Genomic DNA, 26,428 nt, shown 5'->3' with positions numbered 1-26,428 from the left:
AAAGAATAACTTAAGAAGCAAAAAATCCTCTTTTTTTTCTAAAAGCTAATTGATACACTCATTGCTCCAGATATCCACAAATCCGAGATATAAAGTTGATTTTTGATGCAAATAATCCCTCTGATTCCATTGAAAAGAGTTCATTAGAAAAAGAGAAAGTAGTTATTATCATTCCGACGCATAATGAAGCGTCAGTTATTCAAACAACAGTAGAGCAAGTTTTTACATCGGTAGAACTCATTGAGCAATACGATATACATATTTTAATTTTTGACAGTGCTTCTACGGATAATACCCAACAAATTGTTACCTCATTGCAGAACAATTATCCGAAATTGCACTTACAGAATGAACCTACCAAATCTGGACTTGGTTCAGCATATTTGCAAGCCATGAACTATGCTTTAGTTTCTTTGAATGCAGACATTATCTTTGAATTTGACGCAGATCTTTCCCATCAACCTAAGTATATTCGTCCGATGTTGGACATGTTGCAAACCTGTGATTGTGTACTGGGAAGCCGTTACGTTGATGGAGGAAGTATTCCAAAAAACTGGGAACTGCATCGCAAATTATTCTCTATTTTGGGCAATTATGTGGCCAGAGCGGTGCTTACACCCAAATATAAGGATTTTACCAGCGGTTTTCGCGCTACTCGCCGACAACAGCTTATAAAAATTTTACCTCATCGGTTTCTTACGAATCACTATGCATATAAAATGCAGCTGCTTTGGCTTTTACATAAAAATAAAGCAAAAATTCGTGAGTATCCTATTGATTTTATCGACCGAAATACCGGATACAGCAAGTTACCTAAAAACAGCATTGTCGATTCATTGCGCGTTGTTTTTACTTTGCGCTATCATGAAATCAGACGTTATTTAAAAATGTGTCTGGTTGGCTCCTTGGGTATTTTTGTACAATTTATTACTTATAATGTGTTGCGTGGATGCTTTCAGTTTTCGCCTTTTGAAGCCTCTCAAATTGCAGTATGTACAGCAATCATTAATAATTTCATTTTGAATAACAAGCTTACTTTTAACGTGAAGCATAAGTCGTCCTGGCCTTTAAAAATAAAACGCCTCGTCCTTTTCGCTATTTATTCAGTGTTTATCATTAATTTGCAAAGTTATTGGTTGCGAGTTGGAGTTCTTTGCTTTGGCAGCGGGGCATTGCGCGAAAATATAATCATGGGCTTTGGCATAGGTCTAATCTCTCTGTTAAATTACTATACTTATTCTCGGCATATCTGGGCGGAAAAACTTGTCCCCAGTAATTAAAGGTGAACTTGTTCATGATAAAGAATCTGAAGAAAATTATTTCACCTTTAGACATCCAGCTGGGTAATGGAAATACATCAGAACCAAATAGCAAGGTTATTTCGTGGGACTTTTTTAACCCACAAAATGTTTACCTGTTTTTAACCTTCTATTTTGTCATCCTCTTATTGATAGCACCCATTAACGTATTATCTCTTGATACTTACTATTATTGGGACTGGAGCCGGCATTTGGCGTTATCCTATTATGATGGCTCACCCATGATTGCCTATTTTATTTGGCTTGCAACTTCGTTGTTTGGAAATAACCTGTTTTCCTTGAGTTGTGTAGGCATCATCGTAATTGCACTTAGCAGTTGGATTATTTATAAAAGTGCCCGATTTTTTTTATCTCAAGAGGCAAGTTTTATTGCCATGTTATCATGGTTATTTTCTCCCCTTGTCACCTTGGATATTTTAAGGCAAACCACCTATGATACGCCCCTTGCTTTATTTTGGGCATCAACCCTGTACTTCACTATAAAATTTATTCAAACAAATAAAGTAAGCGATCTCTATTTAATCGGGGTTAGTGCCGGATTAATGATGTTATCCAAATATTCCGGAATCGTTTTAATTCTTTCCCTGCTTATTTTTTTAATTTTCACTTACCGTTCAATTTTTAAAATAAAACATTTTTATTTCGCTACGCTTCTCGCCATTATTATTTTTAGCCCTGTGATTCTCTGGAATTATCAAAACCATTGGCAATCATTTATCTATCAGTTAACCACTCATAAACTCCATCATGAGGTAAACCCCTTTTATCATGTGATAAAAACGTTCTTTACTCAATTTGTGCCCTCACTCAATGTGATGCTTCTTCCTCCCTTTTTAGTTCGAAACCATAGAATGGATGAGAAAAGCGCATTAATTGTGACTTTGTGCCGTATCGTTTGTATTACTTTTCTTTGTTTTTACTTATACACAGCCAGTAAGGCTGGGATCCGAGAGTTCTGGCTAACACCATATCTAATGAGCAGTGCCATTTTATTGGGATATTGGGCTACTGCAGACCATAATCGTAAATTCGCCATTTTATTGATCATGTCTTATGCCGTAATTAGCCTTTTCGTTTTAATTGATAACACGTCCAAATTTAATGTGATTAAATCAAAAAAACTTGTTGTTTATCATTTAATTCAAAAACTTAATGCTACATATCCTCAATTACCCGACACGATTTTTACATCAGGCTGGTTTGCAGCACGAATGCTCTTTTTCCTCCACAATAAACCAACCATTTATACTTTAGGTTGTGACACGGCGCAAAATCAATATGCTCTATGGGGTGCTGACATCAATAAAAAAATTGCCGATAAAACATTAAAAGAAGCGTTGTATATTGATCAATATGACCGACAGAGTTGTTTACAAAAATATTTTGATCACTGTCAAAAAATACCTACTCAAACGTACCTTTTTAGACATAAGGAATATGCACTAAATGTTTATAAATGCCAGAACTTTTAAAAACTTATTGCCAAATAGGTTGGCGTGGTTGTTGTGAGATATTACATAATAGAGTTTACAGTTAACTAATCTTCTTTTAATGTATTCATCGAATTATGTTACCATCCATGTTATTAGAATTTGATAAGGACCATCGATGCTTAAATTACTCTTTCTTTTTATTGCGTTGTTTTCTTCGGTTTGTTTTGCTGATGGAAAAGAAATTGCAATTACTATGGATGATTTGCCCCTTGTTGCTTCAAGGATGAATACCCCAGGAAATAGAGAACGTTCAACAGAACGTTTTACGCAAATTGTGCAAACTTTTCAAAAATACAAAGTCCCGGTTACAGGCTTTGTGATAGCAGGAGCAATAGAAAAAGGTCAATGGGATTTTCTTGAGCAATTTCGTCAAGCAGGCTTTATGTTAGGCAATCACACTTATTCACATTATAATCTGAATCAAATGAGTGCCGAAAAATACATTGCTGATTTGGATCGCGCCGATAAAATTCTGACTCCAATCATGACCCAACCAAAATATTTTCGCTATCCCTATCTGGCAGAAGGCACTAAAGGCAAAAAGCAACAAGTCTATGATTACCTCAAGGAGCATAATTACACCATTGCACCAGTAACCATTGATAGTAAAGATTTTGACTTTAATGCAATGCTTTATAAAGTTCCATATCGCTCTCGAGTAAATTATATTCAAAAATTAAAACCCCGCTATTTGGCTTATATATGGAAGCAAACATTAAGAGCTGAAAAACGCTCTCAAGGAAAAAATGCCAAACAAATATTATTAATTCATGCAAATCTTCTAAACAGTTATGTATTAGGTGATGTTTTGGAAATGTATCAAAAAAATGGATATAAATTTATCAGCCTGACTGAAGCCCTGAAAAACCCTGCTCCTATCATCAACTTCTCTCCTTCTCTGAAAAAAGATACCTTGGGAGAAGAGTTAGAAAACGAACTTCTAAATATTCCTAAGTCAAAAGAAAACTATGTGACACCTGAATAAAACCAATCGTATCTTGTAGCCTGGGTGCAGCGGAGCAGAACCCAGGAAAACCGGTTCAAGAAAATACCTGGGTTCCGTTTCGCTGCATCCAGGCTAGAATGTTATGAGACAATGATTTTTTTAAACAGGAGGTTGTAATGTTAATACTCGCTATAGTTTTATTTCTTGCTGCAGTAGTTTGTGGTTTTTTTCTTTTGACCGCGATATTGCAAGATAGGCCGGTTAATCAAAAAGTAAAAGCCCTTCATGGAGTTTTTGCAGGACTAGGGCTACTCATTATGATTGTATACATGCTTACATTTATGTCAGGTCAACCTTCCCTCCTTATTGCAAGCTTGGTTATCTTGATCGTGGCTGCATTAGGTGGATTAACCTTGGTTACGCTCGCCAGGAAAGGGAAACCGCTCCCTAAATTAGCAGTATTAGTTCATCCAATCATTGCCATTGCCGGATTAATTGCTTTGATAATCTATGTCATGCCCTAAATTATTCGGGTTCAAACCTATTTTTTAACAGGCGTTCACGAAGAGATTGAACCAGTGCTTCTGGTGCTTTCTCTGGTGAGCCTGAATTAAAAGGCGGCACAGGATCATATTCCAAACCAAGTTGTATGCTTTGTACTACGTTTTCATTAGCAAGTTTTGCAGCAAGATATAAAGCCATATCAATACCCGCTGAAACGCCAGCTGCTGTAATGATTTTTCCATCTTCAACAAACCGCTTGTGGGTTGGTATTGCCCCCCAATTTTTTAATCGATTCATTACTGCCCAATGAGTGGTCGCATTAACTCCCGATAAAATCCCTGCTGCGCCCAAGATCAAACTTCCAGTACAGACCGAGGTAGTCCATAACGTATGTTCATGAGTTGCTTTAACCCATACAAGAATTTCAGGAAATTCACGCAATGCGGTTGCATTACCAGCCCCTGGAACCAACAGAACATCAGTATGCGAAATATCGGTTAATGCATGCTCAGCAATCAAAGTAAGCTCGGAGCATGTGCGTATTGGTCCGCTATTTAAGGCAACCCTCTGCACCACAACTTCTGGCAAACGACTTAGTACCTCATAAGGACCAATTGCATCCAGAGCAGTCATTCCTTCATAAAATAAAAAAGTAATATGCAGTGGTTTATGCATTACTATCTATCCCTTCTTAACAAATTGAGATTTTAATTTCATGGCGCCAATTCCCTCAATTTTACAATCGATATCATGATCACCATCAACCAAATGGATGTTTTTTACTTTAGTACCAACTTTTACTACTTGTGATGACCCTTTTATCTTGAGATCTTTAATTACTGTCACTGTATCCCCGTCTTGGAGAATCTGGCCATGCGCATCTTTGATAATTCGCTGCTCATCATGTTCATGTTCTTCTGCTTCATTTTTTGCCCATTCATAGGAGCATTCTGGACAAATAAATTGATTACCATCTTCATAAGTATATTCTGAATTACATTTAGGACATTGAGGTATCTGGGACATATTTTTTTCCAATTCAAAAAATTAATAATTAGGATCTGTTGATAACAGTATACCAAAAACCCTTAATTAGTCTCCTATAACAGTAATAACCAGATGACGTTTTTGTGATTGATAGCGATGTTCGTAAAGATAAATTCCTTGCCATGTCCCCAACGCTAATTTTCCACTTTGAATGGGAATGGTTAAGCTTGTTTGAGTTAACACAGTACGAACATGTGCAGGCATATCATCTTTACCTTCAATCACATGTTGAAACAAAGGATCGCCATCAGGAACTAATCGAACCAGGAAATTTTCCAAATCCATACGAACCTGAGGATCATAATTTTCACAAAGCATCAAAGAAGCACTGGTATGTTTGAGAAATAAATGGCATAAGCCCTGTTGTATTGTGGCTTTTGCTAAAATATTTTTTATTGGATCAGTTATATCCTGCGTGCTGCGGCCTGGGGTATTAAAAGAAATGGGAAATTGTTCAATTTTCATAGAATTCAACTGATTAAGTGTGTTCGTTTCTTTTTAGGGTTCCGTTACATTTCTACTATCTTGGCACAAACTATTCTGATTTTCTGCGCTTCAGTACCCAGAAACTGGCGAAATATAAACAGACCCTACTATCGCAAAATTTACGCTTCGATTCAAAACAAATCATCAGGTGCTACCACACTCCCCATAACCCTAAGTATTTTATGTCTTGATTTATCCCCGCGCTGTAATTCAACTTTTCTTATTGGCACCTTAAATATCTGCGCAATGTACTTCAACAATGCTTTGTTGGCACGACCTTCAATTGGCGGAGTATTTAAACGAATTTTAAGTTCACCCTCATGAATTCCAACAATCTCTGTTTTTTTGGCACCTGGCTGAACATATAAATGAAGGGTTAAACCCTCAGCATCCTGTTGATACCACACGGTATAATTATTCCTGGAATTTTTTTAATAGAGCAAATTAAATGATTTATTGATGGCTTACAAGATAAATCAGAACGAAAAAGTGTAGGCGATTTCCTCGCTATTGTTTTCACTTCACTTCATGTAAGCTACGTCCTACTCCCACGACTTGTTCCTGGGAACCCCTCAAAGCGATAAACAATCTGCCTACGTACTGCGGCTTTATGCGCGGTATCCAGAACGCTCTTGAGTCACTTTCAGAATCTTTTGCTACATTGTGCTCTATAGATACCGCGCATAAAGCGCAGTACGTAGACATTTATTAAAGACATCTCTTTTATGACCAACTTTGGATTCTGCAGACAAACCTTGAACAATAGAGACATTTGTGTCCTACTTAACTTCGCATTTATACAGGTTAAATCAAATTAATTTAACTTGAGAGGCTCATGGAGCTCACAACCTTGTCCACACTTTCTAAAGTACTCGCATAAGTCTTATCGAGCAATTTGATATCATCTTCCAATTTACGACGGTTAAGTTCATCCATTTGTTCTTTTGTTTTTTGCATTTCCTGGGTATGAGCGAAAAATGAATCAACATGAGTCGCAATACTCGCCCCATTTTTTCCAATTTGAGATTGAAACCATGATTTCACTTTAGGAGCAGGACTCTCTTTAGTGATTAAACGCACAGGAAGCTTTCCATCGCTCAACGCTTCGGAAAGATTATCTCCCGCTTTTTCTAATCGCTCGAGTAAGCTGGGATCATCGGTTGCAATAGCATGACGTATGGTCGCATCCCGAATGATGGTAAGCATTTTCGTGTAGTTTTCTACCTTGCCTTTTGCTGCACTTTCCAAATTTTTTTTGGCTATTGCATAAGCTAATTTATCACCATCAAAAACAATACGTGCATCTTTAGCAAAAATGTCCAATATATCGGGGCGTCCTGTAGATAGAATTGCCCCCACAGTTGTTTGAGTAGCTTCAGGACTTTTATTTTCAAAACTAAGATCAGGATGTTTTGCAATAAATTGAATTAGGTCTAATGGTGGAACCAGAGCAAGAACAACTCTCATAAGAAGTGTCCTGCCATTGCTATTCACTGCATTCACCAACTCAGGATGGTCGTTAATCAGTGTTTTAACATGGTCATATTCTTTTTTACTTACAGCTTCCCATAATGCATCTTCATAAATTGACGGCATTTTTTTCTCTCCCTATCATAAAAAATTGGTCTGATTATACCAAAAAAAGGCATACTGTCATATAATATTCCGATGATTAGGCAAAATGTACTACAATGCCAATCCAAAGCATAGAATTAAGTCATAGAGTGTTTTCTTAGACCGGAAGGCAACTTTCAAAATGCTCGACCAAAACTTTATCACAAAACATATCCATTCGTTTTACACACAATAGATTGTAGCCTCTTGTGCAGAGGGGGGAGCGGGGGTGGAGATGCGTGTGGCATTTGCCTTGGGCGGGGCATGTTGATTTGGCGGCTATAACCCGTCTTGATGAGGTGAGAACGGCCGATCTCACGCAGTTGCGTGAACACTTAAACCCGCCAACAATAGCGCATGGTATGTTGATGTAACCACCTGTTGAACTTATTTGTAATGAGCTTTGTTTAATTTTTTGCTTTGGATTCGCATTACATTCCCACACTGTTTTGATGGTTATTTTGGAAATGAAACATTGAGGCAAGGTTATCTTTTACATGATGCAAGGGTTCATAATCAATGCCTAAATCACATGCATCACAAATTTTTTGAATATGTAATGGGTTCGCTTTATCAAATCCCATTGATTTTGCATCTTTAATAAGAATTTCGATTTTTTTTATTCTTTCTGCAATGTCAGGCTCGACTTCTTCATGTAAGTCACTTAAAACACTGGATAACTCTTTTAGTGCGGATTCATAATTGCGTTGTTTTTCCGGATCAAACTCAATAAGTTCAGTCTCATCCCTTATAGAGTTTATAAAAAATCGATATCGTTCCACATGTACTGACTTTTTAGAAGCTTCGAGCTCATGCTGTTCCGTACTTATAAACTCCATAGTAGGTTTATTGGATTCTGCTTCGGTGTTTTGCTTTTCAGGTAAATGTATCGTTTCAAGTTTTTCACCTTCAGAAACCTCGGGCTGATGCTGTTCTACTTCTACAAGCTCAATAGCAGGCGTACTTGGTTTTCCATCAATACCTTGCTCTTCAGAATCAGAAACATTGGGTTTCGAAGAAGATTCAGAGCCCCTATCAAGAGTTTCTTGTAACAAATTATCTGGAGTCGCAATCATGTTCTCACGCTCTTGTGGGGCAACAAACATTTGCTTCATTAAATTTACATTGAGGTCAAAACGTTTTTTTGCTTCCTCTGATAATACAGGTTTAATAATTCGTGCTATGGTTTCTAAGTCTTTATTGCATGCGCTTAATAAAATTTGGGTCGCTTCATAACGTTCAACTGTTTTTAATTTCTCTTGATACTCTTGTAATCGAATCAACGTCGCATCCAACTGGTTGATTTGTTCTTCATTCAGTTCATCAACAGGGCATTTTTTTAATTCATTAATGATTAAGCTCAAACTGCTGTCTATATCTTCTAAAGCATGAACATGTGCATTTTCATATTGAGTAGTTAGCATCTCCATCTCTTGCTTCCACTCAGTGTTAATTGCTTGACTTTCTTTTTCAAAGGTTTTGACAATTTCTTGATGTTCTTCATAAATCATGTGCAATTGTGGCGATTCGTGACGAACCTCTTCAAAAAAAGCCTCGAGAGCTCCTTGAGCTTCTTTAAGTTTTTCTTGTTTCACCTGATACTGTTGTTCAATGAGCTCTAACTCTGATGCGGCTCCATCCAATAGAGTCGCCTCAGGATACTCCGCTTCCATTTCATTTTTTATTGCAATTAATTTGTTATAAAGTGTTATCGCCTTTTGTTTTGTTTCTTCACGAATATTTTCATCTTGGGAAATTAAGTTTAATGCCTTATGCATCAAGGTAATATGTTCCTCATAAGATGTATCAATGAGTTTAATTTGTTTTACATGATGGATGTGAGTAATTCGTTCCATTTCCTCTTCATAATATTGATACAAACTCATATTCGTTATGCCATAAAGTGATTTTTCCCATTCTGATGTAGGAAGAGGTAATGGTTTTACTGCTTCAGATCGAAGTATTGATGCTTCCTTTTTTTTGGGGATAAACACAAAATTCTGTAAATTTGCTGCTGCGGCCTGTGCGTGCTCTTTTTCAATTGCCTCAAGCAAGGCAATTTCTTTTGTCAATAAATCTTTATCTTTGAAAAGCTCGCGAATGATATCAAAACGACCACTAACTGTCAGAAAAAAGAGCAAATTATGTTCGCACAAGTGCATAAATTCATTAAAAATTTGTTCGTTTTGATGAATTACATCATTTTTATTTTGAATCGCATTAAGTCTTCTGAGCCACCCTAAATAAGAAACCAAAAGGGGATAAGTTGCCTCAGATAACTCACGTTGTTTTAGGATTAAATCACTTGGATTGCCCATTACCCGTTTTAAATGTTCATCTGGTGATATATGAAGGATTCCCATCATTCACTACCCGCTTTGTGACTATATTTTATCAAAGTATAGTATTTTTTATATTTACTGCATTTATTATGATTAATATGTAAATTATTTGACAGAAAAATAAGGGAGATAGCTGAAGAAAATAAAAGGGCAATTGACAGTTCAGTGCCGCACGTTTTTGGGAAGATAATTCATCAGGCAGTAGCTCAAGCATTTAGCATTGGTAATTTCAAGATCACGAAAATAGGTTATTTCTTTTGAATAAAAATCAAAGGTTTCCTGAATTGCTTCAAAATACCCTTTAATAACCACTGAATAGCGCATTTTTGCTGTGTAGTGTATCTCAAGTAATTTAGAATATAGGAAAGTAATTTCATAAGCACATTGTGTATGTGCCGTTAAAGCAACATCAAAACAATTTGCTTCAAGTAATTTATTTTTTAGCTTATTGATGTTGCCGAGTATATTGGAAAGGTAAAAGTTAATTTTTTCCATTTCTACTTTATAAACCCCACCTAATACATCAGGTATGGAATGCATTATTTCACGTAAGAAATTTAAATCCGCAATGTAATTTCCTAATACATTGCTTTTCTTCATTTCGACAAATCGTGCTTGCCATTCTACTAAGTGCATCACAATACGTTTATATGCAATCAGTTCTTTTTCTTTGGAATCATCTACGGTAGGGAATTGATTATTAGCTTTCACATGTTCTATCTGTCCCATCACCATAAAACATGCATTTTTTATATCTTCAAAAGTTAATGATTCAAAATTATTTGTTTCAATTTTTTCACTAATCGTATCAATAACCTTTACAACATCTGGAGATAACATTGCCGTTCCAAATTTCAGCATCACCTAGATCTGATTATAGTTCAATATTTAAACAAAAAAGGAACTCGCATTTTGAATATTTGTGATACTGAGCGGATCGCTTTCCAAACTCGCTGCAGCAGAGTTTAGAAAGAAGCCTAAGGCATGGAACATTTCTGTAACTTAAGTGGCGCTTTTACCCAGCACTACAAATTTATTACATAACAAATTCCGCTGTTTTGTTTACGTGCTCCAATCGTTCAACTTGTGGATACATGACTTCTGACGATGTCGTCGGTTTCCGTGCTATTTGGGAAACAGGTTGCGCTTTTTGTTTCATTTTAATGTTAATGGCCGATAGCCGCTTCTCAAATTCCAAGAGTTCAGATGGATTAGTAATTCGCATAACATACATCCCACTTTTTTTCTCTTCTTCATTAATTTTCTCATTGAGAAATGCAACTTGTTGTTTCAGGGACTCAGCTTGCTCTGCTATCTCTTGACGCAATTTACCCAGCTCAGCAGCTAGTACACCTTGTTTCTTTTCAATATCCGGACGGAATGCATCGGTTAAATTTCTCCCGGGACTTCTTAATAACTCATCAAATTCCAAACGCCAGTCATCCATATCTTCCGGAGTAAAGACATGGCTTGCTACATAAGAAGAAATCTTCCCCCAAACAGTTTTTGGTTTCATTCCTTCCACTATCCGCCCATGCAAATCCATAAATCTGATTTTTAAAAGGATATCCTGAATTTTATCGATTTCTTCTGCTTGGAGATCAGGAAACTTAAATGTTTTGATTAACTCTCTATCGAGAAAACTATTGTGGACTTTTTCAGAAAAGGAGCTTAAATCTTTAGGCTTTTGATCTGCTGCCCATTCTTTTAAAACCAGAATTTCATTGACCTGATCCTGAAATTTCTTAGGAAACTGTTCCACATCCGGCTTTATTTTTGCTCCAAATTGAAGCAGAGGTAATTGCTTTTTTATTAATTGGTCAAAAGCTAAAAGTTGCTCATTCGCTTTGACTAGTCTTACTTCTAAAACTTTTCGCTCTTCAGTTAGCTCATGGGCACGAGAATTATATTGGGTAAAATTATGGAGTAAAGGATGCGAACCAACACCTTTGATCACCAAATCAAAATAATCGCTAAAACCATTATGTCCTTCTTTAAGCCTAACCTCTTTCACAGCAAAGCCATTTAATCCATTAAGTTTTTCTTTAAGATTATCCGCCTTACGTGCCAAAAACTTACTTGTATTAAGTAATTCCTTATGATCTTGGCTAAATTTTTCACAAATATTGCGAACCTCTCCTCGCAGACGAATTGCAAACTCTTGCAACTTAGAACTTTTTCTCGTCAAATCACCTACTTTATTCGCGAGAAAATAATGCATTTCATAAAATCCATAGAGCGTGTTATTTTCAGCTTGTATTGCATTTAATGCGTGCTTAATCGCCTTCCATTCATCATTTTTTTGTAAAAGAGGCTCTTCCCCTTCAATAACTTGAATCGCAGAATCCAGTTTTTCTTTCATCACTTCATAAAGAGCCTCCTCTTTACAATCATGTATGAAATCAGCATCCAGCTCATTTTCATTGGAACTCATCGCCGCTAATCCATCAAGAGTAGCTAAAGTTTCTTTAATTAAAGTATGTGTATTCTTATGGAAGCCAAAAGAGAATATCCATAAACCCTCCAGCTGCGCTTCATGTTTTGTCAATACCTTATACAAGTGCTTAATCGCACTTTGCCTATCAGATAACGTCTTGGCATCTTTTAAAATGTGGGTAGCATTCAATATGGCATCCGCAGCAGTAGTAACGGCAAAACGCTCAAGCAAATATCCTAAGCCGCGGTGTTCTTTCATAGCCCAAGATAGAGTGCTTTCCAAATCGTCAACAATTTCTGCCGCCACTTGATCCAAATAAATTGTTTTTAATTCCTGCAACTCCGTTGTTTCTTCAAACCCGGCTTGTTGATACACCATTAACATCTCTTGAATTATTGGTTGCATGGCATATTTTTCAGCAAATCGATCTTCAGGCAGATAATTCGCATAATCAGCCAAGAGGTCAATAAGGATATCTAAATTCGTTGCGTGCTCAATTTGCTTAACCAATAATGATCGCGTGGTTTTATTTAAATAAGCGTTATTTTTTATAATACGACTAATGTCTGCAGCAAATAATTTTACTTGGCTTTTAACAAAAGCATCGCGATAAACGCCTACATCACCATCAGCAAACCGCAGCATCGCTCCGTTTACTTCCAATCCAGATTCAACATAACGACGCGTCTTTTTCTTCTGAATAAGCATTTCTTTTTTGCCTTCATGTTCTGCCAATCGACGAAACTGCAATTGCTCGCTTAATGACACACCATCCAAATAATGATAACGCTGCGCATTGATTGAATCTTCAACAATGACAGGCATAACCTTTTCTTTAAAAAATGCGCGTTGCTGACTCCAAATCGAATTGACAGCAACTTCATAGGCAGCTACTGCTTCATCCAGTTCTCTAATTTGTAATTCTTTGCTTACATTACGACGTACATAAGGATTAGCGTATTTTTTCTGCGGATCAGAATGCTCAAGACATTCACCCCATTGGTGGCTTAAAGCAAGAATTAAGTCATCTCTCTGGACTAATAACTCAGCATCCAATGTTCTCCATTCAGATTTTGGATAAACAAGATGTAAAAATTCCTTCCATTCCTGGAATTGCTGTAGAACAACTTGTTGTATACTGGAAACCGTTTGAATGTAATGACGCTCAACCGCAATGTCCTCATTTCGTTGTCTTTTTTGCTGCGCTAATGCAACAAGCATTTTCTTGCGGCCTTCTTCGGACTGATAAAAACAAGATTGTGACAAAAATGTTCCATATTCTTCATAAATTACAATGTGCCTACCTGGTTTATCATTTCCTGCAATATGATTCATAATCTGCTGCGTATCATGAGGGGTATCCAATTCAGTCTGAATCGTCAAAAACCCTTTAGAATGTTTTGTATCAAAAGCAGATATTCGTCCGAGTGCCGAAGTAACAATAGTTAGTGTATTGTTTTTGCCGGACTGATTTTTAATCCAGTTTTCTTGTAACTGGCCAGCATCTTTAAATGCAGCAATATTTTTTTCAGTAAATTGTGCTTTTAGTTTTCCTTCCAGGAATTCTACTTCATGGGCATCTCTAGCAAGGATAACAATAGGTTGCTCATTTTTTGCTTGCTTGATGGCCTCACTAAGAGCATGTAAATGAGCTTCTTTATTTACGGTTTCTTTTGCAATTAATCCTTTAGGTTTATTTTTTTGATGAGGTGGTATTTGACACGCAGCACTCATGTCAAACTTGCTGCATTGCTCGAGTAATTCATCTTGTCTTTCTAAAGCCCTAGAAATACTAATAATACGCCCTTGCTTCTTATAGTCATCAATGAACTCTTTAGTTGAAACAGAATCAACAAGACGCATGTCTGGAGCAATAACGAATTCCCAATCAGGATGTTCTATTTGTAACCGCGCATGCAAAAATTGATGTTCCATAAAAGTTAAACCGCTTTGGCGTGTTTTTTGATGTATGGGAATAGCAAAATGCCGTGCTGTTTTAGAAGGTGGAATAACAAAATCTTCACCTTCAACGAAACGTTGGGCTGCTATAGCTGAATTAATCCACAAATTAAACTTATCCTTGGGTAAATCGTTTAACTGTGCTCTATGCAAACCTGTAGGAGCATACCTGTACAAAAATTCTTTTAGCTGATCTACATCCTTATCTGCACTCCAACTATTACTCGAGTGTAGTGTTTTAAATTGTTCCTGAGTAATAAATTCATTTACTAAAAGATAAATCCATGCATAAGGGCTATTCTCACTACCCTCATCACTCTCAGCCCTCATAGCAAGATTAAATAAAATCCTTTCATCTAATTCTGAAAAATCAGATCCATAAAAAATTAAGTTACTTGATGCAACATGACCATCCTCTTTGTAAGCGGTTAAGTTTTCATTTTCAGTTTTGGCACGAGAGCGATATAACGCAAGGTCACCTATAGTGGAATAGTTTATCCCACCAACTTTATAGGTTCCTTTAGGAGCATCTATCTCAATACTCCTTGAAGCAATACCTAGAGAGACAAAAAAATCTTTGGCATGATTTTTATAACTTTGAGCCATCACATCACGGCTTGGAGCACACACATCAACCGTCCCTCCATCCGCCTCAACCCATTGCATTACGGCAAATAATGCAGCTGCAATACTATTACTTTCCTCACCATCAATCTCCATCAGCATGTTGCTTTGCTGATTTTTTAATGACATTAAAACTGCAATAAGCTGTGTGGTGTCAACAAATTTTCCCGTAGCCCGAAAATATTGTTCACGTAATACAGCAAGTAATCTTAATTGAATTTTTAGCTTCTCATGAGCCTCAAGCTCTGGTTTTCTTAGTGCAACTGATAATTCACTCGGTTTTCTTAGTGCAGCAATCAATGTATCTGATAATTCACGCAATTCAGCGCGACTGATTTTAGTTAAATTTTTATAGACTTTAATTTGTTTCGTCGTCGGCTTATCACCCACAACCAGAGTTAAAGGTTGATTTTTTCCTATCGCATTGATATAGGTAACTTGTTGGGCTAAATCATATTGTTCCTGGCTACTTAAAGAAGCTCCTGCAAAAGTATTTTTAATGCCAGCAATGACTCGTTTCACTTGTGAGGTCTCAAATTGCTCATCAAGAACCTGGTCAGAGTCTTTTAGAACAACATCAAATGCATTTTTTTGAGGAGCGCGCCCTGCTTTTGGATCTTTGTCAAATGCATCAATATAAGCTCTGAGATCCTTAACATAACCATTTAACATTTTGATAAATGGTTCTATCTCTGGGTAAGGCGGATAATCAAATAATGCCACGATTTCCCGTAGATAGTGTTGATTTAATTCAAGCCCTGCCAGCACATCTAATAGGCGATGAATGTTTTTATCGGTTACATGCTCTCCCAATATAAGCAATATTTTTGCCCAATTATTTAAGTCGGAATCTTCTGTAGCTTCCAATTTATTGACTACGTTGTAAAAGCGAGTCAACTCAGACTTGCTGCCTTTGGTGCACGTTTTTATTAATAAAGTAAGCAATGGTACCAATGACTGTACTGTTGCTTTGGTCTGGGTAATTGATGCGATTTTATCAATAACTTTTTGAAGAGTTTGCTCATCAACATCTGGCTCTGATCTTTTTATTACATGAATCAGCGCAGCGAACAACGCTTCAGAATGCTTTGCCTCTCCATCAGTTAACGATTTCAATCCTATCAGTTCTTTTGATTTCAATCCTATCAGTTCTTTTAATGGGAATAAGGATTTCTGGGTTAAATTATGCGTGAATGAACAACGTAATAAGTTTTCATAGGCCTGCTGCCCAAGTTCTTCTCGGTATTTTGTTAAATAAGCAACCTCGCTCAAAGCATCACGTAGCTGCTCCGCTGTATATTTTGGCGTTTCTTTTAATATTGTGCATAAAATAGCTAAGGGCGACGCAACGGAAACCGCTTTTCCTTGACTCAAAACATCCAGTAAATCCTTCATCTGAACTGCAGTTAAAAAAGATTTTTCAGGTGCTATAGACTTAATTCTCTCAGTTAATAATGCAATACACCGGTGAAACTCAATGTTGTTTTCGTTTTTAATACGAGTTAAGGAATTAATTAAGCCATTCACTACATCTAATTGCTGTCCCAGTTCCTGCAGTGACTCATCGATGGGGCGCTCGATATTTAATTCTTTAATTTGCTTAAATAGAAAATTATCAAAATCCTGATTTGTTTGTAATGGCTTTAAAGCGGCAATTAAACTGGATTTATAATTCGCTTCTATTTTAGGTTTCAACACAGACAAGTAAGATTTCTTTGTAAAAAACTCAGCGCCCAATGCTTGAGTCATTTGTATTTTTTCTTGAGGAAATCCAGACAAAGTCCAAGCAAACCACCTGCTACCTAATAAATTCTTAGCTTCACGCTCTGCTTCAGCCAAAGACTCGAAGAGCATTCTTGGGTTAGGGGGGTGTTGATCCAAATAGTACAATACAACATAATGGGAATCCATCCAGGACTCCAAATATCCTTGTAATTTTTCTGGTAAATTCGCAAGCTTACTTTCGAATCGCCATTCCTTATAACTTTGTCTCAGCACGCTAAAAAGATCAATTGCTGTTTCGTTAACTGTATTTTTCCCTACTTTGAGATCAGGTAATTCAGCACAAACAATCTCAAGAATTCCTGCTTTTTGATTTTCAATAGTTGGCAGTACACTCAATTTCTCTTCGGCCTTTGTCACTGAATCAACAGTTTTTATCAGTTGCTCCAATGAAGGCAGACGATAAGAAGCTTCTATATTAATATCAGCGAAAATTGATAATAACTGTCCTCTACGTTCGGGCTGCATGTCATGTACAACCTGTGCTAGAGTTTTTATTTTTATTTCAAATTCGCTATCGCCTTGATCATGTCCTGTACCTTCCGGTATTTCATCATTAAATAATGAAAGGAGTCCCACAAACTGAGAAAGTGATTCGGGTTGATCGTGAAAAAGATCTGGCAGAAATTGATTCAGTTTAGAAGGAGTAACTAAATGCTTTAACAAAATTGGAAAAGAAAATTTCTGAATAGGAACAGTATGTGTCTGCTCTATGGCACAACGTCTTTGATAATTATCGATAACTATTGATGCCGAATTGCTGTATTCGCCCATGAATTTCAAAGCAAGCGAACTCATCTCCAGAAAGTCATGACGTGCTACGTCTGGGGCTTTTGCTTTTTGCATGGGGAATAAGGCCTCAATAAGTTTATTCAACTCATCAGCAGTGGGCATTGATTCCCAATGGCAATGCTCCAGTGCTCCCAAAAAAGCAAGAAGTACTGTCGATAATTGACTGTTTAAGTGTTCGTCAAAATTCTCAGTAATTATAATGAATTGATTCAGCAAACTCTTAACCTGGGTATAGGGCTCTTCTGTTTTAGTGCAAGCCCGCTGCCCCATGGTGATCAAAGCAATTATATTGAGGAGTAATACTTTATTCTGCTTGTTCAGCTTTTGATTGTTACTAATTTCCTGTTCGATTTTTTGATATACATCCAGCGTAAATGCCCATTCTTGCCCACCGATAAAACGATAAAATCGGGATATAACCTCCCCGTATGAAGCATCTAAACGGGTCAGCCATGTATGGATTTCATTTGGCAGTACAGGAACCGTATAATCAAGAGCCTCTGCATGAATGTTGGGCCTTAAATTCATGCGCTGCGATACCAACTGATACTGGTTATAACGACTGGCATGGTAAGCGCCATAGACGTCAAAATCCAATCCATCAAGATAAGTAAGTTGCTCTTCGGGATCACTGCTATTGTTGATGATAAACAATAAGCGATCTAATGCTGGTTTCATGTGTCTAATATTTTTTAAAGCACAAGATAAAGGTAACTTCAGCTTCTTGTTGTCGAGCTGTCTCAGAAAATAGTCATAAGCAGCAAATAACTCATTAAATTCGGCACGGGCGCCTGCTTCTTTATGTTGCTCAACTAAAGAATTCCACCAAGTCCTCTGTTCACTATTTAATTCACTCAATTTTTTAAGGTTTGCAAAACCTTGAGGTGACATGAGTGCAAGATAATTTTCTGGTTTATCCAGAAACATCTTATTAAAATCTTTAAAAAGATCCTTATCATGTAAGGTTTTAAGTTGTTGCAATAAAAGCAGAACACCATCAGCTCCAGTATGAATTAACACTTGAGCCAGACCACGATAGTTAAGATCCGATAAAGGTATCGTCTGTAATAATCTTTTTATCTGTTTCAATTTTGGCGTATCATATCCTGCCAACTCAGACAAGAAAAAAACAAAAGCTTCCCGGCGTCGTTCCGGAGTGCATTTTTCACTCAATAAATAATTAAACTCAGCTTTATAACGTCCTACATTCTCAGAATCTTTTTTCAAGAAACTGAATTGGTGGTAAGAACCAATAATATTGCGGGCATTTACTGGAGGAAGTTCAGGGACAAGCGTCAGAGGAGTTATTTGTTCAAGACGTTGGTATTCTGGTGCATCACTAAAGCACAATACGTTTTTGCCATCCTGAGTTTGTTGTAGATAAAATCCCGCAGGTAAATTTTCAAAAAGCAATCCATAAGAAAACTCAGGGAAATTTCGGATAATTTTTTCCATAGCAGCCGCCTGCACATGGGTAATTTTCCTATCTAAAGCTTTAACTTGATTAACCCCTTTACCTACCAACCTATCCCATATGGAAAGTAATAGTTTGTCTGATATGAAGAATTGGTTTGGATTGAATTGCTTTTTGAAAAAATCCAGCCATCGCCTACTATCTAAACTGGCGCGATCAACCAGCTCGCCTAAGTCTTCCGAGCGTACTTTTTCTGCTTCAACAACAGCACCTACAACCAGCTCCTCTTTTCGTTTTCTCAAGGTTGCCTTTTGGAGTCGTTCCTGTTGAGGATGTTCTTGATGCGATTGGATCTGATATTGCAGTTGCAGATTCATACTGGGACCTTTTGTCCCTTCAATCCAATTCTTTTTCGTTTTTCGTATTTTATTGATGGATGGTTGAAAAGAAATTGATGAGCCAGGTAATTCTGCCACCTGATGTTGAAATTCAAGAGAAAATTTTTGTCGTTTACCCTGCAGATACACATTATCGAAAGATAATTGATAGTGTCTCTGCTGAGGAGGAAACTCGAATTTATAAAGTCTGGGGCGTTCTGGTTTTAAAAGAAACTCAGCCAACTCATTGAACTCTTCTTGGATTAATTCATCACATTCCAAAGACAAAGTAACTTCTTCAGAAATCAACTTATCTTGTTCAAAGGTGATTTCCAAATAAGTGATAAAATCTTTGACATTATTAAAATTATCTTTGCCCACAGTGATTTTCATACAACCATGTCCCCCAAATAATAAATACTAAGACTTTATTATCCAAATAGTGCGCAAATATATCACATTTTTAATGAATAAAATATGAAAGATAAGTCGTAATGACTTGAAAATTTGATTAAAAAACATCTAAAACGGCATTTAAAAGCTGCTGTGTATATGCTTCCTTAGGATTTTTAAAAAGGGCGTCACAACTTCCAAACTCAATTTCTACTCCATTCTTCATGACTAACACTTCATCAGCAATGTAGGAGACTACGCCCATGTTATGGGTAATAAATAAATAAGAAATACCCGTCTCCTGCTGTAACTCCTTTAATAAATTAAGGATTTGTGCCTGCACAGAAACATCTAAAGCACTGGTTGGTTCATCACAAATCAAAACATCCGGCCCTGTTGCCAATGCGCGCGCAATGCAAATTCGTTGTCTTTGGCCTCCAGAAAATTGATGCGGATAACGCTGTAAACTGGTGCTAGGCAAATTGACCTGGTTTAACAATTCCTTTTGCCTTACGTTAATTACGGAACGTTTCATCCCTTGGGCATGCATGCCCTCGGCTATTATTTCACCTACTGTCATTCGTGGATTCATAGATGAAAAAGGGTCTTGGAAAATAATTTGTACTTTTTTTCTGTATTCTCTTAATGAACGTCCTTTTAATGCCAGCACATCATGTTTTTTATAATGTACTTCACCTCCAGAAATAGGTAATAAACGCAACAGAGCTCGGCTGGCTGTAGTTTTTCCGCATCCTGACTCACCTACCAAAGCCAATGTTTTTCCTTGCTGCAAACGAAATGAAAGGCCATCGACTGCTTTAAATATAACTTTATTACGGCTGAATACTCCTTTTTTCTGGATAAAACCAACAGATAAATGATTCACGGTGAGGATTGTTTTTGCTTCAGAAGATGCAACATTCCAAGCTATTTTATTTTTTTGTAAAGGAGGTAGCTCGTCTAAATCAGGATATAAATGACATCGTACCAATTGACCATTTTGTTCTTGTAATTGCGGCTCCTCTATAGAACAACGCTCAAATGCATACATACACCGTGGGTGAAAACGACAACCTGAAGGCATTTCCTCCAAAGAAGGTACAAATCCACGAATCACTGACAACCGTTCCTCACGTTTTGCGAAAGAAGGCACAGAAGCCAATAACTGCTGCACATAGGGATGTTGCTTTACTCGTGAAAAAAAATCATCTACAGAAGATTGCGCCACCACTTGCCCCGCATACATCACACAGACTCGAGATGCCATGGCTCTAAGTACTCCCAGATCATGGGTAATTAGCAGTAAACTCATCTGGTGGTTTTTTTGTACTTTTTTTAGCAATGCGAGGATTTGCGCCTGGATTGTAACATCCAAAGCTGTTGTTGGTTCATCAGCAACTAAAACATCAGGTTTACATGCCAAAGCCATAGCAATGACCACGCGTTGTTTCTGTCCACCGGACAATTGATGTGGATATTGATGAATTTTAACTTCTGGCTGAGACATTTCCACCTCATAAAGTAAAGATAATAATGCCTCTTGCAATTCCTGCTTAGTAAAGGAAGAGTTACACTTTACCAAAGCTTCTGTTAACTGCTCTCCTATAGTCATCACTGGATTGAGTGCCGTCATTGGCTCCTGAAAAATCATTGCAATCTTGCGGCCTCTCAATTGCCGCATCATCTGTTCTGGTAAGTCCAGAATGTCTTGTCCATCCATATGAATGAAACTATCAATTCCATAGACACCGGATTTAGGTAACAAACGCATTAATGCCAAAGAAGTTAAGGATTTACCACAGCCCGACTCTCCCAATAAAACCAAAGTTTCACCAGGATGTAAATTAAAACTGACCTCATCCAGAGCAGATACCGTTTTATGGTGATTTTGAAAAGCTACGGACAATTGATGAATTTCAACACTATTTTTTTGCATATGTTTTCTGTTGAATTAAGCAATACGTAATCCAGAAGGCGTCTTTGTTCATTTTCCAGATTAAGACGCCCCAAATCACAGGGCTCAGTGACGACATTCTGATCTTCTTCCGCTTGCAGAGCAAGGGATCTTTATAATAGATTTACAAAAAGGAATATTCGTCTTTCGTCTACTGTATCATAATATATGGTAAAATAAACCTAACTTTTATTTGAGAAATACCCATGTCAGAAAACTATACAGCCCAAGCAATTGAAGTCTTAAGTGGACTGGAACCTGTTCAACGACGCCCCGGCATGTATACCGATACAACACGCCCTAACCATTTGGCACAAGAGGTGATTGATAACAGCGTGGATGAAGTATTGGCCGGCTTTGCAAGCAACATCCGTGTCACACTTCATGAAGATGGTTCTATTGAAGTAGAGGATGATGGCCGCGGTATGCCAGTGGATTTACACCCGCAATTAGGGTTAAGCGGCGTTGAAGTCATTATGACTCGTTTACATGCCGGAGGTAAATTTTCTGATAAAAATTACAGCTTTTCTGGGGGATTACATGGCGTCGGTGTTTCTGTAGTAAATGCCCTTTCCGAGCGTCTTGATGTCACAATTAAACGCAATGGAATTATTTATCAAATGTCATTTGCCAATGGCGATAAATTGTGCGAATTAAATGAAGCAGGCATTACTAAAAAAAGGGACACAGGTACAATTATCCGTTTTTGGCCCAATCCTAAGTATTTTGATACTACAAGGATTTCCGTAAAACACCTTACTCATGTGCTTAGAGCAAAAGCCGTGCTTTGCACTGGCTTGTCCATGACTTTTGTCAATAAGACAAGTAATGAAGAAATGCATTGGTGCTATGAGCAAGGACTTATTGATTATTTAAATCAATCATTACCTGATGGTGATTACTTACCTGAAGAACCCTTCACAGGTGAATTCAAAAGTGATGAAGCAACTGTTGACTGGGCTTTGGTTTGGTCTAATGGGACAAACAGCGGTTTTAATGAAAGTTATGTGAATTTAATTCCAACTGTTCAAGGCGGTACCCACGTTAACGGTTTACGATCCGGTTTATTTGATGCCATGGCTGAATTTTGTGAATTAAGAAATCTACTGCCTCGAGGAGTAAAACTTACCGCAGATGATCTGTGGGAACCTTGCCAGTACGTATTATCAGTTAAAATGAAAGAACCACAATTTGCAGGCCAAACTAAAGAACGCTTAAGTTCGCGCCAAATTTCAGCTTTTGTCAGTAATGTGGTTAAAGATGCCTTTGCATTGTGGCTCAATCAACATCGTAACCAGGGTGAAACGATTGCCTCTTTGGCAATAGAGCGTGCACAAAAACGTTTAAGACAAGCCAAACAAGTAGCACGCAAACGGGTAAGCCAAGGACCTGCTCTCCCAGGTAAATTGGCTGACTGCTTACTCACTGACTTAAGCCAAGCTGAATTATTTTTAGTAGAAGGTGATTCAGCAGGTGGATCAGCAAAGCAAGCACGTAATAAAGACTTCCAAGCAATTTTGCCCTTGCGTGGAAAGATTCTTAACTCCTGGGAAGTGGATTCATCACAGGTCTTAGCATCCCAGGAAATTCATGATATTTCCGTAGCCATCGGGGTAGATCCCGGTTCATCTGATCTGAGTGGGCTTCGTTACGGTAAATTATGCATTCTCGCAGATGCAGATTCTGATGGCGCGCACATTGCAACGTTGATTTGTGCCTTATTTTTACGCCATTTTAAACCACTGGTTCAGGCAGGGCATGTATTTGTCGCTATGCCCCCACTTTATCGGATTGATGCAGGCAAAGAGGTTTATTATGCTCTGGATGATGAAGAAAAAAATCGTATCCTCAACCAATTGGCACAAATAACTCGAGCTAAAGCCAACGTTCAACGCTTCAAAGGTTTGGGGGAAATGAATCCTATACAACTCCGTGAAACCACCATGGATCCCAATACCAGACGCCTGGTTCAATTAACCATGGATGATGAAGAAGAAACTGAAGCAGTTATGGATATGATGTTAAATAAAAAACGGGCAGGCGACAGAAAAGTTTGGTTGGAAACCAAAGGCAACTTAGCTGAAGTTTAATTTGTACTGGATTTCCTTCTATCAAAATATCAAACCATTGTAGCCTGGGTGGAGCAAAGCGAAGTAACCGTTCAGGGGAGTATGTTTGAATCTTGGTGAACGGTTTAATTTGAGCTCAGGTTGCGTGAAAATGATGCTGAGGAAACGTAGCATACATCAGTATGTGAGGCTTCCGAAGTATTATTTTCGCGCAAGATGCGCCAAATGCAGCCGTTCGGTGAATGGGCGTGAACGCTTACAAAGCGAAACCCGGGAAATTTGTGAGTAAGAAACCCGGGTTCCGCTGCGCTGCACCCGTGCTACGATAAATCACCACTTCAACAATGGGATCAAGTTAGAATAATTATCAGTCCATAAGAACTGTTCGCCACTTGTATTAAATTGCCAATGAGTTCCCTTCATAATTTGAAGGGCCAGATTTTCATTAGAAGTCAAAAAAGCCCACTGTGAATCAAACTGGCCTAATGCCAGCATGCCTTTATTATTTAAATAAAGCACCATCAACTCCAAAGATCTGCCCGCAGCATTGATCACAGGTAATAATTTCATATGTCGATTACTTAAATGAATCAATATACCCCCGTCTTCGGTAATTTTTTGTTGATATAAAATAAATGCTTCAAGAGTTAATAAATGCACAGGAATTGCATCTGAACTAAAGGCATCTATGACTAATAAGTTTTGGGAATGATCCGGTAATTGTTCTACAGCTAATCTTCCATCATTTTTTATAATGGTCACCTGGGCAGGACAATCTCTTAAGTAGGTAAACAATTGAGAATTCTTAGCGAGAGCAATGACCTGATTATCAATCTCAATTACTTTAATTTGATCCTCTTTTCGAAATTGACAGATCATAGTACCTATACCTAAGCCAATAATTGTTACTGATAAAGAATTCCATTTTTGTTGCATGACATCCACCAGGGGTTTAACCGCTCCATAATAAGAAGTGAGTCCAGTAGGTTTGTTCTCTCCTGCAGCTTGCAATCCATGCACTGTAGATTGATTGATTAAGACATGTATTCCTTGTTTATCTATTACTTTTTTTACCCCATAAAAATCACGCACCTGTACTAAAATTGAATCATTTTGTAATAGTGGTGAAAAAATAAACCCAAATAAAATCAATAACGATACAATCAAACTGGTTTTACTTTCTTGCCAAATCACGATGATAATTAATGCCAAAATAGCGCACACTTGAAAAGATGAAAACCCTCCAGGCCAATGAATACCGCGAAGAGTGTAATGCAGTAGCATAAGAACCAGAACAACCACAGGAACCCACCAACCGCCTTTTCTTGGCAATTGAGGTAAAGCAAAAAGGCTGAGTAAGATTGCTAAAGGATATTCATAAATCTGGTTGAACCAATGGGGAGCTAAAATTCCATTGAACACCCCAGCCAATACTCCCCCAAGAGCCAAGCAAAAATAAAATAAAGTAAGGGACTGTGGTTTCGGTCTGCTTAAAAATAATTGACTATGGCACAGCAATGCTAATATAAAGAAACTCAACAAATGAAACAGGATACCTTGCCAAGCCTTTATTTGCCCTGCATTTAAAATAAAACCAATGATCGGAAAAATGAGAAAAAATACACTATTTCGTGCTATCCATGGAAATGAAATCAAAGGTTTATTAGTAAATACAAGCACAAAAGTAAGCAGGTACAAAGCCAAAGGCAATACCCAAAATAAAGGTGTTGCTGCGATATCCGTAGTAATATACAAAGTCACCCCCAGCATTAAACTGCATGGAACAAAACTTAAAAAAATCCAATACAGTATTTTCTGCCAAGACCAGACTACAGCTGTTTCATTTTGTTTTTCTAGCGGTTGATAACGATTAGTAAGGAGAATAAAAAATAACAAAGCAACATAGATGACATAGCCTATGTTCCATAAATAAAATTGATTTTTTAATCCAATAAAACGTTCTATGACCCACGGATAAAGCAATAAAGACAAGAGACTACCCAGGTTAGAAGCAGCATATAAAAAGTAAGGATCTGCAGCACCTTTTTCCTTGGTCTGGCTGTACGCAAATTGCAATAAAGGTGCTGAGGCACCAATAACAAGTAAGGGCAATCCCAATTGGATAAATAAATTCGATAAAATGCTCCATTCAGGAGACTCATGAAGAATCAAGGATTGAAATACAAGAGGTAACGCAATAAAGCTCAAAAAAACGAGCACCGTATGCGTCGCTCGCCATATATTCGGTTTATTAAAAAAGCCAAGCACCGCGGCATATCCATAAGCAAACAATAATACCACTTGAAAAAAAAGCATGCATACAGTCCAAACTGCCGGGGTCCCTCCATAAACAGGTAATAAAGATTTAGCAACCATAGGTTGAATACTAAATAAAAGAATGGCGCTTAAGAACAAACTGATAGGGAATAAAAAACGCACAAAGCATCCTTGGCTAGAAAACTCCGTTGATAAAAAAGCATTGTAAGATTACAGAAATGGTTATTCAACTTGTCATATATCGAAAGTTATTATTAAACTTCTAAAATCCGTAATCAAAAGTTATATTAACGTTATTTTTTCATTATTCTAGGAGTAACTATGGATGGTTTTCCTAAAGTAAGTGTGACTGGTTATGAACAAATAAGAGATACAATAAAAACAGGGGATCTTTTATTTGCTTCAGGAAATTCCTTAATGTCTTCAATGATTAAAGGGGCAACAAATAGTGTGTGGAGAAATTGAGCATTTCTTCTCTTAAATCAACAGGGAGTCTATCTACTCTTAGTTTACTTTTATTGAATGCAAACATGGATAGTCTGGATAAAGAAAATAGTTACTCTTAGCACATAATTATCCCTTAAGTTCATTTTTACCTA

17 protein-coding genes are annotated in these 26,428 nt (G+C 37.4%); 7 read left to right on the top strand and 10 right to left on the bottom strand.

Going from position 1 to position 26,428, the window contains the following annotated elements:
- Window positions 1-95 precede the first annotated feature (95 nt).
- The 4 genes from DY223_RS04525 (at window position 96) to DY223_RS04510 (ending at window position 4,282) form a co-directional block, all read left to right on the top strand.
- Window positions 96-1,280 (top strand): glycosyltransferase family 2 protein, encoded by a 1,185-nt coding sequence (locus tag DY223_RS04525; RefSeq protein ID WP_058460292.1) that lies wholly within the window; start codon window positions 96-98, stop codon window positions 1,278-1,280.
- 14 nt (window positions 1,281-1,294) lie between these two features.
- Complete coding sequence (locus tag DY223_RS04520; RefSeq protein WP_058460291.1) at window positions 1,295-2,791, top strand: glycosyltransferase family 39 protein; 1,497 nt, start codon at window positions 1,295-1,297, stop codon at window positions 2,789-2,791.
- A 136-nt stretch (window positions 2,792-2,927) separates the two neighbouring features.
- Entirely contained in the window at window positions 2,928-3,797 is an 870-nt protein-coding gene (locus DY223_RS04515) for a polysaccharide deacetylase family protein (RefSeq protein WP_058460290.1), read from the top strand.
- Between the two features lie 137 nt (window positions 3,798-3,934).
- Window positions 3,935-4,282 carry a hypothetical protein gene (locus tag DY223_RS04510; RefSeq protein WP_058460289.1) on the top strand — a complete coding sequence of 116 codons (348 nt, stop codon included), beginning with the start codon at window positions 3,935-3,937 and terminating at the stop codon, window positions 4,280-4,282.
- A gap of 1 nt (window position 4,283) precedes the next feature.
- Here DY223_RS04510 and DY223_RS04505 read toward each other — a convergent pair whose 3' ends face one another.
- The 5 genes from DY223_RS04505 to DY223_RS04485 all read right to left on the bottom strand — a co-directional run bounded on the left by DY223_RS04505 (window position 4,284) and on the right by DY223_RS04485 (window position 7,391).
- Window positions 4,284-4,937: a DJ-1/PfpI family protein gene (locus DY223_RS04505; RefSeq protein WP_058460288.1), complete on the bottom strand. Its 654-nt coding sequence runs from the start codon at window positions 4,935-4,937 to the stop codon at window positions 4,284-4,286.
- Between the two features lie 6 nt (window positions 4,938-4,943).
- The gene (locus DY223_RS04500; RefSeq protein ID WP_058460287.1) at window positions 4,944-5,288 is read right to left on the bottom strand and encodes a zinc ribbon domain-containing protein YjdM; all 345 of its coding nucleotides are present in this window, start codon (window positions 5,286-5,288) and stop codon (window positions 4,944-4,946) included.
- A 66-nt stretch (window positions 5,289-5,354) separates the two neighbouring features.
- Window positions 5,355-5,774, bottom strand: a complete 420-nt coding sequence (locus tag DY223_RS04495; RefSeq protein WP_058460286.1) for a secondary thiamine-phosphate synthase enzyme YjbQ — start codon at window positions 5,772-5,774, stop codon at window positions 5,355-5,357.
- 152 nt (window positions 5,775-5,926) lie between these two features.
- On the bottom strand, window positions 5,927-6,202 hold the full coding sequence (locus DY223_RS04490) for a DUF167 domain-containing protein (protein ID WP_058460285.1): 276 nt from the start codon (window positions 6,200-6,202) through the stop codon (window positions 5,927-5,929).
- Window positions 6,203-6,614: 412 nt separating this feature from the next.
- Window positions 6,615-7,391, bottom strand: a complete 777-nt coding sequence (locus tag DY223_RS04485) for a hypothetical protein (protein WP_058460284.1) — start codon at window positions 7,389-7,391, stop codon at window positions 6,615-6,617.
- 257 nt (window positions 7,392-7,648) lie between these two features.
- Between DY223_RS04485 and DY223_RS19400 the strand changes: the two genes are divergently transcribed.
- On the top strand, window positions 7,649-7,783 hold the full coding sequence (locus tag DY223_RS19400) for a hypothetical protein (protein WP_259293076.1): 135 nt from the start codon (window positions 7,649-7,651) through the stop codon (window positions 7,781-7,783).
- A 57-nt stretch (window positions 7,784-7,840) separates the two neighbouring features.
- Here DY223_RS19400 and DY223_RS04480 read toward each other — a convergent pair whose 3' ends face one another.
- From DY223_RS04480 to DY223_RS04465, 4 genes are all read right to left on the bottom strand, one after another.
- Complete coding sequence (locus DY223_RS04480) at window positions 7,841-9,775, bottom strand: hypothetical protein (RefSeq protein ID WP_058460283.1); 1,935 nt, start codon at window positions 9,773-9,775, stop codon at window positions 7,841-7,843.
- Window positions 9,776-9,913: 138 nt separating this feature from the next.
- Complete coding sequence (locus tag DY223_RS04475) at window positions 9,914-10,591, bottom strand: hypothetical protein (RefSeq protein WP_058460282.1); 678 nt, start codon at window positions 10,589-10,591, stop codon at window positions 9,914-9,916.
- Between the two features lie 196 nt (window positions 10,592-10,787).
- Window positions 10,788-19,529 (bottom strand): hypothetical protein, encoded by an 8,742-nt coding sequence (locus DY223_RS04470; RefSeq protein WP_058460281.1) that lies wholly within the window; start codon window positions 19,527-19,529, stop codon window positions 10,788-10,790.
- Between the two features lie 118 nt (window positions 19,530-19,647).
- The gene (locus DY223_RS04465) at window positions 19,648-21,465 is read right to left on the bottom strand and encodes an ABC transporter ATP-binding protein (RefSeq protein WP_058460280.1); all 1,818 of its coding nucleotides are present in this window, start codon (window positions 21,463-21,465) and stop codon (window positions 19,648-19,650) included.
- A gap of 224 nt (window positions 21,466-21,689) precedes the next feature.
- On the opposite strand from DY223_RS04465, the gene parE reads away from it, so the two are divergent.
- Window positions 21,690-23,573: a DNA topoisomerase IV subunit B gene (parE, locus tag DY223_RS04460; protein WP_058460279.1), complete on the top strand. Its 1,884-nt coding sequence runs from the start codon at window positions 21,690-21,692 to the stop codon at window positions 23,571-23,573.
- A gap of 309 nt (window positions 23,574-23,882) precedes the next feature.
- Here the strand turns inward: parE and DY223_RS04455 are convergent, their stop codons facing one another.
- Entirely contained in the window at window positions 23,883-25,991 is a 2,109-nt protein-coding gene (locus DY223_RS04455; RefSeq protein WP_058460278.1) for a fused MFS/spermidine synthase, read from the bottom strand.
- A gap of 159 nt (window positions 25,992-26,150) precedes the next feature.
- Between DY223_RS04455 and DY223_RS19070 the strand changes: the two genes are divergently transcribed.
- Window positions 26,151-26,294: a hypothetical protein gene (locus DY223_RS19070; RefSeq protein ID WP_154669229.1), complete on the top strand. Its 144-nt coding sequence runs from the start codon at window positions 26,151-26,153 to the stop codon at window positions 26,292-26,294.
- Window positions 26,295-26,428: the final 134 nt, after the last annotated feature.

It is taken from the genome of Legionella bozemanae, from assembly GCF_900450575.1.
Classification (GTDB): Bacteria; Pseudomonadota; Gammaproteobacteria; order Legionellales; family Legionellaceae; genus Legionella; species Legionella bozemanae.
The sequence above is the reverse complement of the archived record's forward strand: the minus strand, read 5'-3'. Positions and strand labels throughout refer to the sequence as shown.

What these genes read in the sequence shown, in the direction of transcription:
- DY223_RS04520 (WP_058460291.1), top strand. Translation starts at nt 1,295, where the DNA reads ATGATAAAGAATCTGAAGAAAATTATTTCACCTTTAGACATCCAGCTG.
- DY223_RS04465 (WP_058460280.1), bottom strand. Translation starts at nt 21,465, where the DNA reads ATGCAAAAAAATAGTGTTGAAATTCATCAATTGTCCGTAGCTTTTCAA.
- DY223_RS04480 (WP_058460283.1), bottom strand. Translation starts at nt 9,775, where the DNA reads ATGATGGGAATCCTTCATATATCACCAGATGAACATTTAAAACGGGTA.
- DY223_RS19070 (WP_154669229.1), top strand. Translation starts at nt 26,151, where the DNA reads ATGGATGGTTTTCCTAAAGTAAGTGTGACTGGTTATGAACAAATAAGA.
- DY223_RS04510 (WP_058460289.1), top strand. Translation starts at nt 3,935, where the DNA reads ATGTTAATACTCGCTATAGTTTTATTTCTTGCTGCAGTAGTTTGTGGT.
- DY223_RS04500 (WP_058460287.1), bottom strand. Translation starts at nt 5,288, where the DNA reads ATGTCCCAGATACCTCAATGTCCTAAATGTAATTCAGAATATACTTAT.
- DY223_RS04495 (WP_058460286.1), bottom strand. Translation starts at nt 5,774, where the DNA reads ATGAAAATTGAACAATTTCCCATTTCTTTTAATACCCCAGGCCGCAGC.
- DY223_RS04475 (WP_058460282.1), bottom strand. Translation starts at nt 10,591, where the DNA reads ATGTTATCTCCAGATGTTGTAAAGGTTATTGATACGATTAGTGAAAAA.
- DY223_RS04505 (WP_058460288.1), bottom strand. Translation starts at nt 4,937, where the DNA reads ATGCATAAACCACTGCATATTACTTTTTTATTTTATGAAGGAATGACT.
- DY223_RS04515 (WP_058460290.1), top strand. Translation starts at nt 2,928, where the DNA reads ATGCTTAAATTACTCTTTCTTTTTATTGCGTTGTTTTCTTCGGTTTGT.
- DY223_RS04470 (WP_058460281.1), bottom strand. Translation starts at nt 19,529, where the DNA reads ATGAAAATCACTGTGGGCAAAGATAATTTTAATAATGTCAAAGATTTT.
- parE (WP_058460279.1), top strand. Translation starts at nt 21,690, where the DNA reads ATGTCAGAAAACTATACAGCCCAAGCAATTGAAGTCTTAAGTGGACTG.
- DY223_RS04485 (WP_058460284.1), bottom strand. Translation starts at nt 7,391, where the DNA reads ATGCCGTCAATTTATGAAGATGCATTATGGGAAGCTGTAAGTAAAAAA.